The organism is Xenorhabdus sp. XBWT, assembly GCF_059072735.1.
The window spans coordinates 428,408-445,189 of sequence record NZ_CM180990.1; the positions used below are offsets into that span (position 1 = coordinate 428,408).

At 47.6% G+C, this 16,782-nt stretch carries 10 protein-coding genes, 2 tRNA genes and 3 rRNA genes; 12 read left to right on the forward strand and 3 right to left on the reverse strand.

From position 1 onward, the window contains the following. The first annotated feature begins 3 nt into the window (after nt 1-3). The 4 genes from nfi to AC5JQI_RS01850 all read left to right on the forward strand — a co-directional run bounded on the left by nfi (nt 4) and on the right by AC5JQI_RS01850 (nt 2,526). Nucleotides 4-681, forward strand: coding sequence for a deoxyribonuclease V (nfi, locus tag AC5JQI_RS01835; protein WP_493913522.1), 678 nt, complete (start codon nt 4-6; stop codon nt 679-681). A gap of 76 nt (nt 682-757) precedes the next feature. Then, entirely contained in the window at nt 758-1,348 is a 591-nt protein-coding gene (locus AC5JQI_RS01840; protein WP_493913523.1) for a YjaG family protein, read from the forward strand. 186 nt (nt 1,349-1,534) lie between these two features. Next, nucleotides 1,535-1,807 (forward strand): nucleoid-associated protein HU-alpha, encoded by a 273-nt coding sequence (gene hupA / locus AC5JQI_RS01845; protein WP_010848914.1) that lies wholly within the window; start codon nt 1,535-1,537, stop codon nt 1,805-1,807. Nucleotides 1,808-1,824: 17 nt separating this feature from the next. Next, nucleotides 1,825-2,526, forward strand: a complete 702-nt coding sequence (locus tag AC5JQI_RS01850) for a DUF1481 domain-containing protein (protein WP_493913524.1) — start codon at nt 1,825-1,827, stop codon at nt 2,524-2,526. A 30-nt stretch (nt 2,527-2,556) separates the two neighbouring features. Here the strand turns inward: AC5JQI_RS01850 and purD are convergent, their stop codons facing one another. Continuing rightward, the gene (gene purD, locus AC5JQI_RS01855; protein WP_493913525.1) at nt 2,557-3,840 is read right to left on the reverse strand and encodes a phosphoribosylamine--glycine ligase; all 1,284 of its coding nucleotides are present in this window, start codon (nt 3,838-3,840) and stop codon (nt 2,557-2,559) included. A gap of 31 nt (nt 3,841-3,871) precedes the next feature. Beyond that, nucleotides 3,872-5,461, reverse strand: a complete 1,590-nt coding sequence (purH, locus tag AC5JQI_RS01860; RefSeq protein ID WP_493913526.1) for a bifunctional phosphoribosylaminoimidazolecarboxamide formyltransferase/IMP cyclohydrolase — start codon at nt 5,459-5,461, stop codon at nt 3,872-3,874. Nucleotides 5,462-6,052: 591 nt separating this feature from the next. Between purH and AC5JQI_RS01865 the strand changes: the two genes are divergently transcribed. The 5 genes from AC5JQI_RS01865 to rrf all read left to right on the forward strand — a co-directional run bounded on the left by AC5JQI_RS01865 (nt 6,053) and on the right by rrf (nt 11,210). After that, nucleotides 6,053-7,595: ribosomal RNA gene (locus AC5JQI_RS01865) — 16S ribosomal RNA — on the forward strand. A 68-nt stretch (nt 7,596-7,663) separates the two neighbouring features. Beyond that, nucleotides 7,664-7,740, forward strand: a tRNA-Ile gene (locus tag AC5JQI_RS01870). 104 nt (nt 7,741-7,844) lie between these two features. Then, a tRNA-Ala gene (locus tag AC5JQI_RS01875) sits at nt 7,845-7,920 on the forward strand. Nucleotides 7,921-8,092: 172 nt separating this feature from the next. Then, a 23S ribosomal RNA gene (locus tag AC5JQI_RS01880) occupies nt 8,093-11,002 on the forward strand. Between the two features lie 92 nt (nt 11,003-11,094). Beyond that, nucleotides 11,095-11,210, forward strand: a 5S ribosomal RNA gene (gene rrf, locus AC5JQI_RS01885). Together the 16S, 23S and 5S rRNA genes with 2 tRNA genes alongside form the textbook arrangement of a ribosomal RNA operon. A gap of 132 nt (nt 11,211-11,342) precedes the next feature. Here rrf and AC5JQI_RS01890 read toward each other — a convergent pair. Further along, nucleotides 11,343-12,008, reverse strand: coding sequence for a GntR family transcriptional regulator (locus AC5JQI_RS01890; RefSeq protein ID WP_493913527.1), 666 nt, complete (start codon nt 12,006-12,008; stop codon nt 11,343-11,345). A gap of 531 nt (nt 12,009-12,539) precedes the next feature. Between AC5JQI_RS01890 and AC5JQI_RS01895 the strand changes: the two genes are divergently transcribed. The 3 genes from AC5JQI_RS01895 to AC5JQI_RS01905 are packed head-to-tail and all read left to right on the forward strand — an operon-like array spanning nt 12,540 to nt 16,730. Next, nucleotides 12,540-13,307, forward strand: a complete 768-nt coding sequence (locus AC5JQI_RS01895; RefSeq protein ID WP_493913528.1) for a LamB/YcsF family protein — start codon at nt 12,540-12,542, stop codon at nt 13,305-13,307. 43 nt (nt 13,308-13,350) lie between these two features. After that, on the forward strand, nt 13,351-14,949 hold the full coding sequence (locus AC5JQI_RS01900) for a 5-oxoprolinase subunit B/C family protein (RefSeq protein ID WP_493913529.1): 1,599 nt from the start codon (nt 13,351-13,353) through the stop codon (nt 14,947-14,949). After that, the gene (locus tag AC5JQI_RS01905) at nt 14,946-16,730 is read left to right on the forward strand and encodes an ATP-binding protein (RefSeq protein WP_493913530.1); all 1,785 of its coding nucleotides are present in this window, start codon (nt 14,946-14,948) and stop codon (nt 16,728-16,730) included. Before AC5JQI_RS01900 ends, AC5JQI_RS01905 begins: the two co-directional genes overlap by 4 nt. Nucleotides 16,731-16,782 lie beyond the last annotated feature (52 nt).

A 16,782-nucleotide genomic window follows, 5' to 3' on the forward strand; every position in this document is an offset into this window, starting at 1 on the left:
TTTATGATTGACACAAAGGCACTACGTCAGGAACAGATAGAGACATCATGGCAGGTTATCCGCCATGATGTGTTTTCTACATCTTTTACGCCAAAGTTGATTGCGGGTGCTGATGTTGGGTTTGAAGATGGCGGTGCGGTGACGCGTGCCGCTATTGCGGTTTTGCACTATCCCTCATTAGAATTGCTCGAATACCAAATCGCCAGAATTGACACAGTACTTCCCTATATCCCCGGCTTACTCTCATTTCGTGAATATCCTGCATTGATGGCTGCATGGCAAAAATTAAGACTGCGGCCTGATTTGCTTATGGTGGATGGTCAGGGGATTGCCCATCCCCGACGTTTTGGAATAGCCAGCCATTTTGGATTGCTGGTGGATGTTCCAACAATCGGTGTAGCAAAAAGCCGCCTGTGTGGTGAACATGCATCTGTAGGAGATGCTCCGGGAAGTCGTCAGCCGTTGGTGGATCGTGGTGAACAGATCGGTGTCGTATTCCGCAGCAAAAAAAGATGTAATCCGCTCTATATTTCCATCGGTCATCAGATCAGTATTAACAGCGCGGTATTCTGGGTTGAACAGTGTATGAAAGGTTATAGACTCCCTGAACCGACTCGTTGGGCGGATGGGATCGCCTCAAATAGGCCGTTTTTTAAGCAAACAATGCAGAAAAATCTATAATTTTGGCGTAAATGTGTGGATATTCTTGATTTTCAGGTAAACTTCGGCGCAAATTAAGCATTATGAGTAACGACCAATGTTAAGAAACCCGATCCACCTGAGGTTGGAGAAGCTTGAAAGTTGGCAACATTTGACTTTTATGGCTAGTCTATGTGAGCGGATGTATCCAAACTATCAGGTGTTTTGTCTCCAGAGTGGGTTTGCAGACCCCTTACAGTATCGCCGTATTTTGGATCTTGTGTGGGAAGTATTGGTCGTTAAAGATGCAAAAGTGAATTTTGATAGTCAGCTGGAAAAGTTAGAGGCCATTATCCCATCATCAGAGAGTTATGATATTTATGGTGTGTATCCAGCGATTGATGCGTGCATTGCATTGAGTGAAGCAATTCATTCTCGTTTGAGTGGCTCGACGTTAGAACATGCAATAGCTGTCAGTGAAATGTCCGTCCGTACTGTTGCTATGCTGGAAATGACGCAGGCTGGTAGGGAAATGACTGAGGATGAATTAAAAGTATTACCTACCATTGAAGAAGAGTGGGACATTCAATGGGAAATTTACCGTTTATTGGCTAATTGCGAAGAACGGGACATCGAACTAATTAAAGGATTAAAAGCTGATCTCCGTGAATCGGAGGTTAGCAATATCGGCATAAATTTGGAGCAATAACTCATAAAAACGTGACTTAATGCTTGATTTGCCGTATTTAAAGGCTTCACATTTGCCCTCACTCTGTTCTACATTGGGGGGCGAAAAGAAGTGGCTATCGGTGCGTGTATGCAGGGGTGCTGTCAAATCGGCATATCCGTCGCACTCGATGCTTTGCAAACGATAAACACACTGTAAGGATAATCTATGAATAAGACCGAATTAGTTGATGCAATTGCAGCAGGCGCAGATCTGACTAAAACTCAGGCTAAAGCTGCTCTGGAGTCAACTTTGAATGCAATCACTGAATCCCTGAAAAATGGTGATGCAGTGCAGCTGGTAGGCTTTGGTACTTTCAAAGTTAACCACCGTGCAGAACGTACAGGCCGTAACCCACAGACTGGTAAAGAAATTAAAATTGCAGCAGCAAACGTACCTGCTTTCTCCGCTGGTAAAGCACTGAAAGACGCAGTTAAGTAATCTCATTGCGAAAAAAAATGAGAGGGGGATATTTAAAACCCCTTTTGTTGATTCTACAGGGGCTGTTAGCATTAGGGTTCATCTCTTTGCTCAGCGCCTGTTCGATTCAACCCAAAACACCACTTTTCAACGCCAGTGGTTTTGTAACTGATAACGGCGTTATCCGTTTATGGCGACTGAATGATCAAAATAGTAAGCCTCAGGTCATTATGAGCGTTTACAGCCCCTACCATAATCAAAGTACTACTGTTACTTTCTACGAATATCGTCATGGCAGTTTGTGGCAAATCCGTCGCAATGTGCTTGGTAATTCCTTAAGTGATAAAACGCCAATTGAGGAAACATTGCGTATCGATCAAAACAACGCAGTCATTTTTAAACTGAGGCAATTAAAAGAACGTAATGAAATACTTTCCGATAATGATGTGAAACGTCTACAGCTTGATGCCAGACAGGTACTGGACGTCAGCAACTCCTTAATTGCAAAAGGAAGTAAGCTATTACAGGGGCACTGGCAGCACGGTCAGGTTACTGCTTGTTCGGGGAAACAATTATCCATTGAGTTTGAACCTGATGATCAGAAATGGCTTAAGGAAAGGCAAAGTAATAGCTCTGGCTCATTGACTATTGCTTGGCTGGATTCGTCAGCGGGAAAACAGTTATTGTTGGTCGCCAATGATGATTTTTGTCGTTGGGAACCGACGAAAGATAAGCTGTAAAGCTGTTACTTTCGTCGGTGTAGAATTGACTTATTTCAAGCGGGCAATCGCTCGATAGCCGATATCTTTGCGGTAAAAACACCCTTCCCAGTTAATGTGTCCCACTCTCTGGTAGGCTTTTTTCTGTGCTTCGGCAATATCATTGCCCAAAGCGGCGACACACAAAACACGCCCGCCCGCAGTGACAACGTTTTCATCCCTAAAATCTGTCCCTGCGTGAAAGATCTTTTCATCGGTTTCTGTATCTTGCGCTAACCCGCTGATAACATCACCTTTAGCGTAATTGGCGGGGTATCCTCCTGCCGCCAGTACAACACCTAATGCCGGACGGGGATCCCATAAGGATATTTTCCCGTTTAATTGGCCTTGTGCCCCTGCAAGACAAAGTTCGACTAAATCAGAGTGCAAACGCATCATAATGGGTTGAGTTTCAGGATCACCAAAACGGCAGTTAAATTCGATGACTTTGGGTTCACCTTGTTTATCAATCATCAGGCCAGCATAGAGAAAGCCGACATAAGTATGCCCCTCGGCTGCCATTCCCTCGACAGTAGGGTAAATGATTTTTTCCATGACACATTGGTGAATATCATTCGTGACGACAGGGGCTGGTGAGTAAGCGCCCATACCGCCGGTATTTGGCCCGGTATCGCCGTCACCCACACGTTTGTGATCCTGACTGGTAGCCATAGGAACCACGTTTTTACCATCAACCATGACAATAAAACTGGCTTCTTCGCCATCCAAAAATTCTTCAATGACGATACGATGCCCTGCATCACCAAACGCATTACCTGCCAGCATGTCTTTAACGGCATTCTGCGCTTCTTCTATGGTCATGGCGACAACGACACCTTTACCAGCAGCCAGGCCATCCGCTTTAATGACAATCGGGATTCCCGCTTTTTCCAAATAGGCCAGTGCTGGCTCAATTTCCGTGAAATTCTGGTAGGCTGCGGTGGGAATATGATGACGGGCGAGGAAATCTTTGGTGAAGGCTTTGGAACCTTCGAGTTGAGCCGCAGCTTTTGTCGGGCCGAAAATAGTTAGCCCTGCTTGCCGGAAAGCATCAACTACACCGATAACCAGTGGAGCCTCAGGCCCCACGATGGTCAAACCGATATTATGGCTTTGGGCAAACTTCAGTAATCCATCAATATCGGTCGCGGTAATGTTCACATTTTCTAAATTCGCTTCCAGCGCAGTGCCTGCATTACCCGGTGCGACATAAACCTTATCTGCCAAAGGTGATTGTGCCGCTTTCCATGCTAACGCATGCTCTCTTCCACCATTGCCGATAATCAATACATTCATTTAAGGCTCCTATTATTCAGGCGAAAGATTGTTAATGGCGGAAATGACGCATGCCAGTGAAGATCATTGCGATACCGTGTTCATCAGCAGCAGCAATAACTTCATCATCCCGAATGGAACCACCCGGTTGGATGACACAGCTCACACCTACTGCGGCTGCGGCATCAATGCCATCCCGAAACGGGAAAAAGGCATCTGAAGCCATGGCACAGCCTCTAACCTCTAATCTTTCATCTTCCGCTTTAATACCCGCTATTTTAGCTGAGTAAACACGGCTCATTTGCCCTGCGCCAATACCAATTGTCATATTGTTCTTGGCATAAACAATGGCATTGGATTTGACAAATTTTGCCACTTTCCAGCAGAACAGCGCATCCTGCATTTCTTGTTTCGTTGGCTGGCGTTTGGAGACAACCCGCAGATCATCCTCGTCTACCATACCTAAATCGCGATCCTGTACCAGTAATCCACCGTTAACACGTTTGAAATCGAGTTCTGCAACTGGTGAGTGCCATTCTCCGCATGCCAGAACACGGACATTTTGTTTGGTCGCCAGAATTGGCAAGGCTGCTTCATTAATAGAAGGAGCAATAATGACTTCAACAAATTGGCGTTCGATAATAGTTTTCGCGGTATCAGCATCCAATTCTCGGTTAAACGCAATGATGCCACCGAATGCGGAAGTAGGATCAGTTTTGAAAGCATGGTCATAAGCGGTATGAATATCAGTACTCACTGCAACACCACAAGGATTGGCGTGTTTGACAATCACACAGGCAGGTTCGGAAAATACTTTTACACACTCTAACGCAGCGTCGGTATCCGCAATATTATTATAAGAAAGCGCTTTACCCTGTAATTGGGTTGCTGTAGCAATCGAAGCTTCAGTAATTTCTTCTTCTATATAGAAAGCCGCATCTTGATGGCTGTTCTCACCATAACGCATATCTTGCTTTTTAATGTAGTTCAGATTCAGAGTGCGGGGAAAACGCCCTGATGGTTGGCTTGTCTCACCATGATAAGGGGGAACCAGTGTGCCAAAGTAGTTAGCAATCATGCTGTCATAAGCGGCTGTATGCTCGAATGCCTTGATGGCTAAATTAAAGCGGGTAGGTTGCGTCAGCGAGTTTTGGTTGCTATCCATTTCCTCAATAATATTGTTGTAATCCTGGCTATTGACAACAATCACAACATCCTTGTGATTTTTAGCCGCAGAGCGAACCATTGTCGGGCCACCGATATCAATATTTTCTATGGCATCTTCCAGGGAGCAGTCTGGTTTTTCGACGGTTTGAGCGAAGGGATAAAGATTAACGACCACCATATCAATCGGGGCAATCTGATGTTTTGCCATTACATCATCATCCTGCCCACGTCGGCCTAGAATGCCGCCATGAACTTTAGGGTGAAGAGTTTTAACCCGCCCATCCATCATTTCGGGGAAACCCGTGTAGTCGGAAACCTCAGTGACATTTAGCTCGGCTTCGGCCAGTAGACGAGCAGTGCCCCCTGTTGAAAGCAGTTCGACACCGCGTTTAGATAAGGCTTTGGCGAATTCAACAACCCCCACTTTGTCAGAAACACTCAGCAGGGCGCGATGGATAGGACGAAGCTGTTGCATTGGTGTGATCCCTTGAATTTCATAAAACAAGAATGTGTTATTGAGAAAATCCACTGATTGAGAGAAAAAAATGGCTTAAGCAATAACATTTCAAAACAACCTAAAAAAATCATGTGGCGATTTTTCCTTCTCAGATTGTAACGAAAACGTTTGCGTGATGCTCGACAAATTTTAGCAAAATATCAAATTGTGGATAACTTTGTGTGTAATATGGTATAAACTGGCGTTTTGCTGTGTAATGCAGCGAGCAGTAATTTTTTTGAAAAAAAACTCTTGTCAGCGGCGGAAAACACCCTATAATGCGCCACCACTGACCGACGATGCGCTGAGACAGGCCGCGGCGGGAAGTCGGAAAAGAGCGAAAATAAACGCTTGACTCCGGAGGCAAAAAGCGTAAGATACGCAGCCTCGCAACCCGGAAGCCACTTCCCGGTTGCCCCGCTCTTTAACAAGTTAATCAGACAATCTGTGTGGGCACTCGCAGGACTGTATCTCACGCCGCAAGGCGAAAAAGATTACCAAGTCTTGAAGAGTGAACAACAGTTAATTCATTACGAACTAACAGGATAATTCTTTGAGCATCAAACACTTTAATTGAAGAGTTTGATCATGGCTCAGATTGAACGCTGGCGGCAGGCCTAACACATGCAAGTCGAGCGGCAGCGGGAAGAAGCGTGCTTCTTTGCCGGCGAGCGGCGGACGGGTGAGTAATGTCTGGGGATCTGCCCGATGGAGGGGGATAACCACTGGAAACGGTGGCTAATACCGCATGACCTCTTTTGAGCAAAGTGGGGGACCTTCGGGCCTCACGCCATCGGATGAACCCAGATGGGATTAGCTAGTAGGCGGGGTAATGGCCCACCTAGGCGACGATCCCTAGCTGGTCTGAGAGGATGACCAGCCACACTGGGACTGAGACACGGCCCAGACTCCTACGGGAGGCAGCAGTGGGGAATATTGCACAATGGGCGCAAGCCTGATGCAGCCATGCCGCGTGTATGAAGAAGGCCTTCGGGTTGTAAAGTACTTTCAGCGGGGAGGAAGGCGTAAGCGTTAATACGGCTTACGATTGACGTTACCCGCAGAAGAAGCACCGGCTAACTCCGTGCCAGCAGCCGCGGTAATACGGAGGGTGCAAGCGTTAATCGGAATTACTGGGCGTAAAGCGCACGCAGGCGGTCAATTAAGTTAGATGTGAAATCCCCGGGCTTAACCCGGGAACGGCATCTAAGACTGGTTGGCTAGAGTCTCGTAGAGGGGGGTAGAATTCCACGTGTAGCGGTGAAATGCGTAGAGATGTGGAGGAATACCGGTGGCGAAGGCGGCCCCCTGGACGAAGACTGACGCTCAGGTGCGAAAGCGTGGGGAGCAAACAGGATTAGATACCCTGGTAGTCCACGCTGTAAACGATGTCGATTTGGAGGTTGTGCCCTTGAGGCGTGGCTTCCGGAGCTAACGCGTTAAATCGACCGCCTGGGGAGTACGGCCGCAAGGTTAAAACTCAAATGAATTGACGGGGGCCCGCACAAGCGGTGGAGCATGTGGTTTAATTCGATGCAACGCGAAGAACCTTACCTACTCTTGACATCCAGCGAATCCTTTAGAGATAGAGGAGTGCCTTCGGGAACGCTGAGACAGGTGCTGCATGGCTGTCGTCAGCTCGTGTTGTGAAATGTTGGGTTAAGTCCCGCAACGAGCGCAACCCTTATCCTTTGTTGCCAGCACGTGATGGTGGGAACTCAAGGGAGACTGCCGGTGATAAACCGGAGGAAGGTGGGGATGACGTCAAGTCATCATGGCCCTTACGAGTAGGGCTACACACGTGCTACAATGGCAGATACAAAGAGAAGCGACCTCGCGAGAGCAAGCGGAACTCATAAAGTCTGTCGTAGTCCGGATTGGAGTCTGCAACTCGACTCCATGAAGTCGGAATCGCTAGTAATCGTAGATCAGAATGCTACGGTGAATACGTTCCCGGGCCTTGTACACACCGCCCGTCACACCATGGGAGTGGGTTGCAAAAGAAGTCGGTAGCTTAACCTTCGGGAGGGCGCTGACCACTTTGTGATTCATGACTGGGGTGAAGTCGTAACAAGGTAACCGTAGGGGAACCTGCGGTTGGATCACCTCCTTACCAAACGAGTGCAGTATTGTGAAGTGCTCACACAGATTGTCTGATGAAAGAAGAGACGGTATCGGCATAGGCTTGTAGCTCAGGTGGTTAGAGCGCACCCCTGATAAGGGTGAGGTCGGTGGTTCAAGTCCACTCAGGCCTACCAAAATCTTGCTTATCCCGCATTATAACCAGACTCGCTTATTGCAATAAGCTTCGCCTGTTTATGCCTTGGCTACGCAAGATGACTGTGCATCACGATATCCAAATGGGGCTATAGCTCAGCTGGGAGAGCGCCTGCCTTGCACGCAGGAGGTCAGCGGTTCGATCCCGCTTAGCTCCACCATATCTCTTCGCACGAATTGTCTGATTTCAGAACACATTGTTTGAGTGTGTTGTGAAATCTTTGCTCTTTAACAATCTGGAACAAGCTGAAAATTTGAAACGGCCCGTGATTTTACATGAAATCACGGGTGAATCTCTCAAAAACTCCATCCGAAGACACCTTCGGGTTGTGAGGTTAAGCGAATAAGCGTACACGGTGGATGCCTAGGCAGTCAGAGGCGATGAAGGACGTGCTAATCTGCGAAAAGCGCCGGTAAGGGGATATGACCCGTTATAGCCGGCGATGTCCGAATGGGGAAACCCAGTGCAATCCGTTGCACTATCCTGCCCTGAATTCATAGGGGCAGGAAGCGAACCGGGGGAACTGAAACATCTCAGTACCCCGAGGAAAAGAAATCAACCGAGATTCCCCCAGTAGCGGCGAGCGAACGGGGAACAGCCCAGAACCAGCATCGGCCCGTGCATCAGTGGAAGCGCCTGGAAAGGCGCGCAGTAAAGGGTGATAGCCCCGTACACGAAGATGCCCAGGCCGTGAGTTCGATGAGTAGGGCGGGACACGTGGTATCCTGTCTGAACATGGGGGGACCATCCTCCAAGGCTAAATACTCCTGACTGACCGATAGTGAACCAGTACCGTGAGGGAAAGGCGAAAAGAACCCCGGCGAGGGGAGTGAAACAGAACCTGAAACCGTGTACGTACAAGCAGTGGGAGCCTTGATTTATCAGGGTGACTGCGTACCTTTTGTATAATGGGTCAGCGACTTATATTCTGTAGCAAGGTTAACCGTTTAGGGGAGCCGCAGGGAAACCGAGTCTTAACTGGGCGTTAAGTTGCAGGGTATAGACCCGAAACCCGGTGAGCTAGCCATGGGCAGGTTGAAGGTTGGGTAACACTAACTGGAGGACCGAACCGACTAATGTTGAAAAATTAGCGGATGACTTGTGGCTGGGGGTGAAAGGCCAATCAAACCGGGAGATAGCTGGTTCTCCCCGAAAGCTATTTAGGTAGCGCCTCGTGAACTCATCTTCGGGGGTAGAGCACTGTTTCGGCTAGGGGGTCATCCCGACTTACCAACCCGATGCAAACTGCGAATACCGAAGAATGTTATCACGGGAGACACACGGCGGGTGCTAACGTCCGTCGTGAAGAGGGAAACAACCCAGACCGCCAGCTAAGGTCCCCAAGTCATGGTTAAGTGGGAAACGAAGTGGGAAGGCTCAGACAGCCAGGATGTTGGCTTAGAAGCAGCCACCATTTAAAGAAAGCGTAATAGCTCACTGGTCGAGTCGGCCTGCGCGGAAGATGTAACGGGGCTAAACCATGCACCGAAGCTGCGGCAGCAACATGTCAATGTTGTTGGGTAGGGGAGCGTTCTGTAAGCCGTCGAAGGTGAACCGTGAGGTTTGCTGGAGGTATCAGAAGTGCGAATGCTGACATAAGTAACGATAAAGCGGGTGAAAAACCCGCTCGCCGGAAGACCAAGGGTTCCTGTCCAACGTTAATCGGGGCAGGGTGAGTCGACCCCTAAGGCGAGGCCGACAGGCGTAGTCGATGGGAAACAGGTTAATATTCCTGTACTCGGTGTGACTGCGAAGGGGGGACGGAGAAGGCTAGGCCAGCCGGGCGACGGTCGTCCCGGTGAAAGCGTGTAGGTGGGCGGTTTTGGTAAATCCGGACCGCTGATAACACTGAGGCGTGATAACGAGGCACTACGGTGCCGAAGTGGTTGATGCCCTGCTTCCAGGAAAAGCCTCTAAGCATCAGGTCACACAGAATCGTACCCCAAACCGACACAGGTGGTCAGGTAGAGAATACTCAGGCGCTTGAGAGAACTCGGGTGAAGGAACTAGGCAAAATGGTGCCGTAACTTCGGGAGAAGGCACGCTGGCGGTAGGTGAAGGGACACGCGCCCGGAGCCGAGGCCAGTCGCAGATACCAGCTGGCTGCAACTGTTTAATAAAAACACAGCACTGTGCAAACACGAAAGTGGACGTATACGGTGTGACGCCTGCCCGGTGCTGGAAGGTTAATTGATGGGGTTATCCTCCGGGAGACGCTCTTGATCGAAGCCCCAGTAAACGGCGGCCGTAACTATAACGGTCCTAAGGTAGCGAAATTCCTTGTCGGGTAAGTTCCGACCTGCACGAATGGCGTAATGATGGCCAGGCTGTCTCCACCCGAGACTCAGTGAAATTGAACTCGCTGTGAAGATGCAGTGTACCCGCGGCAAGACGGAAAGACCCCGTGAACCTTTACTATAGCTTGACACTGAACCTTGAGCCTTGATGTGTAGGATAGGTGGGAGGCTGTGAAGTGCAGACGCCAGTCTGCACGGAGCCATCCTTGAAATACCACCCTTGAATGTTTGATGTTCTAACGCCGGCCCGTTATCCGGGTCGCGGACAGTGTCTGGTGGGTAGTTTGACTGGGGCGGTCTCCTCCCAAAGCGTAACGGAGGAGCACGAAGGTTAGCTAATCACGGTCGGACATCGTGAGGTTAGTGCAAAGGCATAAGCTAGCTTGACTGCGAGAGTGACAGCTCGAGCAGGTACGAAAGTAGGTCTTAGTGATCCGGTGGTTCTGTATGGAAGGGCCATCGCTCAACGGATAAAAGGTACTCCGGGGATAACAGGCTGATACCGCCCAAGAGTTCATATCGACGGCGGTGTTTGGCACCTCGATGTCGGCTCATCACATCCTGGGGCTGAAGTAGGTCCCAAGGGTACGGCTGTTCGCCGTTTAAAGTGGTACGCGAGCTGGGTTTAGAACGTCGTGAGACAGTTCGGTCCCTATCTGCCGTGGGCGTTGGAAGATTGAAAGGGGCTGCTCCTAGTACGAGAGGACCGGAGTGGACGCACCACTGGTGTTCGGGTTGTCATGCCAATGGCATTGCCCGGTAGCTACGTGCGGAAAAGATAACCGCTGAAAGCATCTAAGCGGGAAACTTGCCTTGAGATGAGTCTTCCCTTGTCCCTTGAGGACACTGAAGGAACGTTCGAGACGAGGACGTGGATAGGCCGGGTGTGTAAGCGTAGCGATACGTTGAGCTAACCGGTACTAATGAACCGTGCGGCTTAACCTGACAACACCGAAGGTGTTTTGGCGGGTTGTTGAGAGAGAAGACGGGGTTCAGATGACAAGAAGCAGCTTGTTCGGGATTGAAAACAGGATTTGTCTGGCGGCAAGAGCGCGGTGGTCCCACCTGATCCCATGCCGAACTCAGCAGTGAAACGCCGTTGCGCCGATGGTAGTGTGGGGTCTCCCCATGCGAGAGTAGGGCACTGCCAGACAATTATTTGCCAGAGAAGCCATCCTTTACCGGATGGCTTTTTTGCGTTTTAGAACTTAGTAGCCAACTAAACTACCACATTTTGCGAAAAAAACGCATGTTAAAATATATAATTCGTTGATTTAAATTGGCCTTATGATTTTTGATTATTTTTACGTGCATAAGCTGCTAATATGGTTCTTTCTGATAACTCCAGATAGTTTTTCATTTTTTTAGCAGCAAGTTCATTTTGCCCAGAATTAAGAAGTTCCAGAATATGGGTGTTTTTATCGATATAGGGTGCATATAAAAGTTCTGGATCGTTCAAAATACCAAAAGCCAGTCGAAGTTCCGCAGAGATATTGCGATAGAACGCAATCAACCTTTCACTATCAGTTAATTCCACAATTGCGGCATGAAAACGCATATTGGCCGTTCCGGCACCAATCCAGTTTTTTTTATTACGGCATTGTTCGGCTGTTTCGACGGCTTTTGTCATCTTGGCAACACTGGGATGTATTGAATAAGCTTGAGCAAGTGCCTGACACTCAACCAGTTGTCGAACCCGATAGATATCAATAATTGATGTAATATCGGGAGTCGCAACAAATACACCACGATTAGGCTCATGTTTGAGCAGGCCCTCTTGAGTGAGAAGCCGGAATACTTCACGCAATGTATTCCGTGAAATTTCAAGCTGTTCGCTCAGAGTGGCTTCTGATAATCGCTGCCCCGGCAATAACTCCCCAGTAACCAACTTATTTCTTATAGTTTCGGCGATTCTGTTGCTCAAAATCTGGGGGAAATGGTCTTTTTTCATAGTCATCCATTAGGTTAGTTGCTGATAACGAACACTTTCGAAGCTTCATAAACAAAAATCTTCACATATTCCCTGAAATCCAGCGAGTTATCGCCATTGAACCAATATAGGGCGATTTCACTGTATGCCTTGGACTAGATTGTGCATCTTGGCAATAAATTCAACAGCAAATGTTAATAAAGTGATCTCCATTGGACTTTTGCAATTGATAGCATAATTTTGTTTGCTTATTTACTCATCAGGTATTATTTATTGTTCAACAATATGTTTTCTTTGATTAAACAATTTTTAATTTGGTTACATAATGGTACGAATATTGCGTAGAACATAATAAGTATAATAACGATGACAGGGGAGAATGGGCAATCTTTGTTTATGTTGGCTGGAAACGCGCTGATTTGATGGAAGGGTGTGTTTACCCACGCTGGCTTCTGTGGTCAAGTGCGATGACTTGTATGCTGACATAGTACATGGGCGTGATATCTATCGATTCTATCTTTGAGTTTTTGAAATCAGCTTAAGGGAATCATCATGATAAAAACAATCGATTTAAATAGTGATCTCGGTGAAAGTTTCGGTCAATGGTGTATGGGAAATGATGAAGCAATATTGGAGATTGTCAGTAGTGCTAACGTTGCCTGTGGTTTTCATGCGGGAGATCCGGTAGGAATTTTGCGTACCCTAAAATTTGCCCAAAAAAATAATGTGGTGATTGGTGCTCATGTTTCTTACCCTGATTTGGTTGGTTTTGGACGGCGTAAAATGGATATCGTTGCACATGAACTTACAGCAGACGTTATTTACCAGATTGCTGCCTTGCAAGGATTGGCTAAAGTGGCAGATACAAGGGTGAGCTATGTCAAACCTCATGGTGCGCTTTATAACACAATTGGAAATGATGAATATCAGGCGATTGCTGTTATTGAAGGTATTTTAGCGATTGATCCTAACCTTATTTTGGTTGGTTTGGCGGGATCAAACATCTTAAGATTAGCTCGAGAAAGAGGGTTGAAAACCATCGCAGAAGCATTTGCTGATCGTGCTTATACTTCTAAAGGGGAATTAGTCTCCCGTCGTGAAACGGGTTCTGTTCTGCATGATGCAGATCTTGTTGCTCGACGTATGTTGCAATTGGTGACAGAGGGAGGTGTTGAATCGATTGATGGAAAATTCACATCCATTCAGGCGGATTCTATTTGCGTACATGGTGATAGCCCTGATGCGGTAGAGATGGCAAAACAGGTCAAAACCGTTTTGCAACAGGCCGGAGTTACCATCCGATCATTTGTTCATCCATAAATATGGTTTGAACTGACACGGTTGATAATTTAGGGAGATAGCCTTGCGTTTTTTACCTGTTAATTTTAATGCCATCATGGTTGAGCTAAGTGGGTTGGCAGAAACACTGGCACTGTTAGATTCACTGAGTGTGTCTCCTATTTTTGGGATTGAAGAAATTATTCCGGCCGCGAGAACTTTGATGATTCGTTTTCGGTCGGCAAAAATATCAGCCCAGCAACTAGCGACAGAAATCAGTTGTCGTGATTTGCAGGCACGTGGTCATGCAATAGGAAAACATATTGAAATCCCGGTGCACTATAACGGTGATGATCTTACAACAGTTGCAGAAATATTGGGGATAACTGTTCAGGAAGTTATTCGTCAACATACGGAAAATGAATATACCGTAGCCTTTACTGGGTTCGTTCCCGGCTTTGCTTATATGGCATCGGATGCCTCGCAGTGGAATATTCCCCGCCGAAAAACACCAAGAACACGTATTCCGGCAGGTGCCGTTGCCTTGGCGGGAGAATTCAGCAGTGTTTACCCACAAGCAAGTCCTGGAGGGTGGCAAATTATCGGTATTACAACCGAACGGATGTGGGATCTTTCCCGTTCATCCCCCGCCTTATTGCAACCGGGTTATCGTGTTAACTTTCGGGATACCGGGCATCTTCCTACAACAATAAGTTTGCCAGAAGTGCCTATCAAGCATGCAGTTTCATTACCAGAGTCCTCTTGTTATTTGGAAGTTTTGTCTGTGGGATTACAAACCCTGTTCCAGGATTTGGGGCGCGTTGGTCAGTCAGGGTTAGGGATCTCAGAATCTGGGGCGATGGATAAAAGTGCCTTGCGTAGTGCAAACCGTATTGTTGGTAATTCTTCCGATCAAACCTGTCTGGAGATAGTACAGGGAGGCTTTAAGGCAATCGCACATGGGAAGATGTTAGTTGCAATTACGGGGGCACCATGTCCAATGAAGATAAAAACGCCATTGGGAGAAACGTTATATGTGAATACTCACCAACCTATTGATCTCAACGATGGTGATGAAATTTCGTTAGGTATACCGAATGCTGGAATGCGCTCTTATGTGGCAGTACGCGGGGGTTTTGCTATTCCTGCCGTCTTATCCAGTCACTCATTTGATACTTTGTCGAATATCGGGCCTGCACCATTAAAAGTAAGTGATAACTTGGCCGTCAGAAAAGTCTCTCACTGCGCAGCGGTATCTTTCTCTGAAACACCGGCTTTTGACATGCCAAGTAGAGATGACGTCGTAGTATTAGATATCATTCTTGGTCCTCGTACAGATTGGTTTACCCAAGAAGCCATCGATTTATTGAGCAACCAAATTTGGCAGGTAACTCCTCAATCCAACCGTATTGGCTTGCGATTAAGCGGTAAGCGTTCACTATCACGCCTTAAGCAACAAGAACTACCCAGTGAAGGAACTTGTGCGGGAGCAGTTCAAATTCCTGCCAGTGGGCAGCCTGTCTTATTTCTAGCTGACCATCCACTCACGGGCGGATATCCGGTTATTGCCTCAGTAGCCGATTATCATCTTGATCTTGCTGGTCAGGTTCCTGTCAACGCCAAAATTCGCTTTAACCCCATCAGCCAATTCCAAGAAATTCAAGGGAGCAAAAGTTCTCTATGAGCACAGCAAATAATCAATTTAAGAACAATCAATCTAAGAAAGTACTGATCGCCAACCGTGGTGAGATTGCTGTTCGTATTATCCGTGCTTGCCGTGATTATGGAATACAGACAATCGCCGTCTATGCGGATGTAGATATCAATGCACAGCACGTACAACTGGCAGATGAGGCTTATGGTCTGGGAGGGAATAGCCCCACAGAAACCTATCTCAATATTCCTCGTTTACTGTCGGTGGCAAAGCAATCTGGGGCAACAATGGTGCATCCGGGGTATGGCTTTTTGTCTGAACGGGCTGAATTTGCGCGTGCCGTGATTGACGCAGGATTGATTTGGATTGGTCCTGACCCTGAAACCATTGATGAGTTGGGCGATAAAATCAAGGCGCGTAAAATTGCCCAGAAAGTAGGGGCACCACTGGTGGTTGGAACAGCAGAGCCAGTTAAAGAAGTACAGGAAGTTGTCGCTTTTGCGGAACAGCATAGCTTGCCGATTGCCATTAAAGCCGCATTTGGTGGTGGTGGCCGTGGCTTGAAAGTAGCTTGGCGATTGGATGAAGTGGCAGAACTTTATCATTCGGCAGTGCGTGAGGCGACAGCTGCATTTGGGCGGGGCGAGTGTTTTATTGAGCAATTTTTGGATAAACCTCGTCATATAGAGGCGCAAGTGATTGCGGATAGGCAGGGTAACGTTGTGGTGCTGGGAACCCGAGATTGTTCCTTGCAGCGTCGAAATCAAAAACTGGTGGAAGAAGCTCCGGCTCCATTTTTAACGCAGTCACAAAGAGAACGTATTCATCAGTCAGCAAAAGCAATTTGTGCGGAAGCCAATTATGTGGGAGCTGGCACAGTAGAATTCTTGTTGAGTGCAGATGGAACGCTTTCTTTCTTAGAAGTAAATACTCGCTTACAGGTTGAGCATCCGGTGACGGAAGAAACAACAGGTATCGATCTGGTTATCGAACAGTTGCGAGTGGCGGAGGGTTATCCGTTGAGCATTCGGGAAACACCAGTACCAAGAGGACATTCGTTTGAATTTCGCATTAATGCGGAAGACGCAGGTAAAGGTTTCTTGCCGACATCTGGCATAATCAGCGAATTTATCCCGCCTTCTGGTCCCGGTATTCGTCTGGATTCAGGAGTGATAACGGGTTCCACCATTCCGGCTACTTTTGACTCATTGATGGCTAAATTAATCGTCACGGGGGAGACTCGTGAACAGGCCATTTTCCGTGCCCGCCGGGCATTACGGGAATTCAAAATCCGAGGGGTAGCATCGGTATTGCCTTTCCATCAAGCGGTGATGGAACATCTTGATTTTATTTCCAGTGATGCGTTTCATGTCCATACCCGCTGGATAGAAACAGATTTTGCCAATGAACTGGAAAGCTCACCACGCCAGGTTGTAACAGAAAATAAAAGCATCACCCGCACATTTATCGAGATTGATGGCCGCAGGCACGAGTTGGGATTACCGTCGAATTTATTGACTGGATTGGCGCAGTTAGCCCCTACGAGTGAGCAATCATTTTTTCATTCCCAATCTTCCACAAAGGAAAAAACACCGGCAGATCCCCATCAGGTGAAAGCCCCCATATCCGGTATCTTGCATTCATGGCTGGTCACAGAGGGCGAGCAAGTCAGTGAGGGTGATGTGATTGCCGTGATGGAAGCGATGAAGATGGAAGTACAAATCAGTGCTCATCGTTCGGGAAAAATCACATTTTGCGTTCGGGCAGGGGGTTATCAGGATGCAGAGTGTGTTCTGGCTCACATATACTAGTCATATAGAGTAACCATCTTGGTTAAAACAGCAGGATCTGTTGATCTTGCCC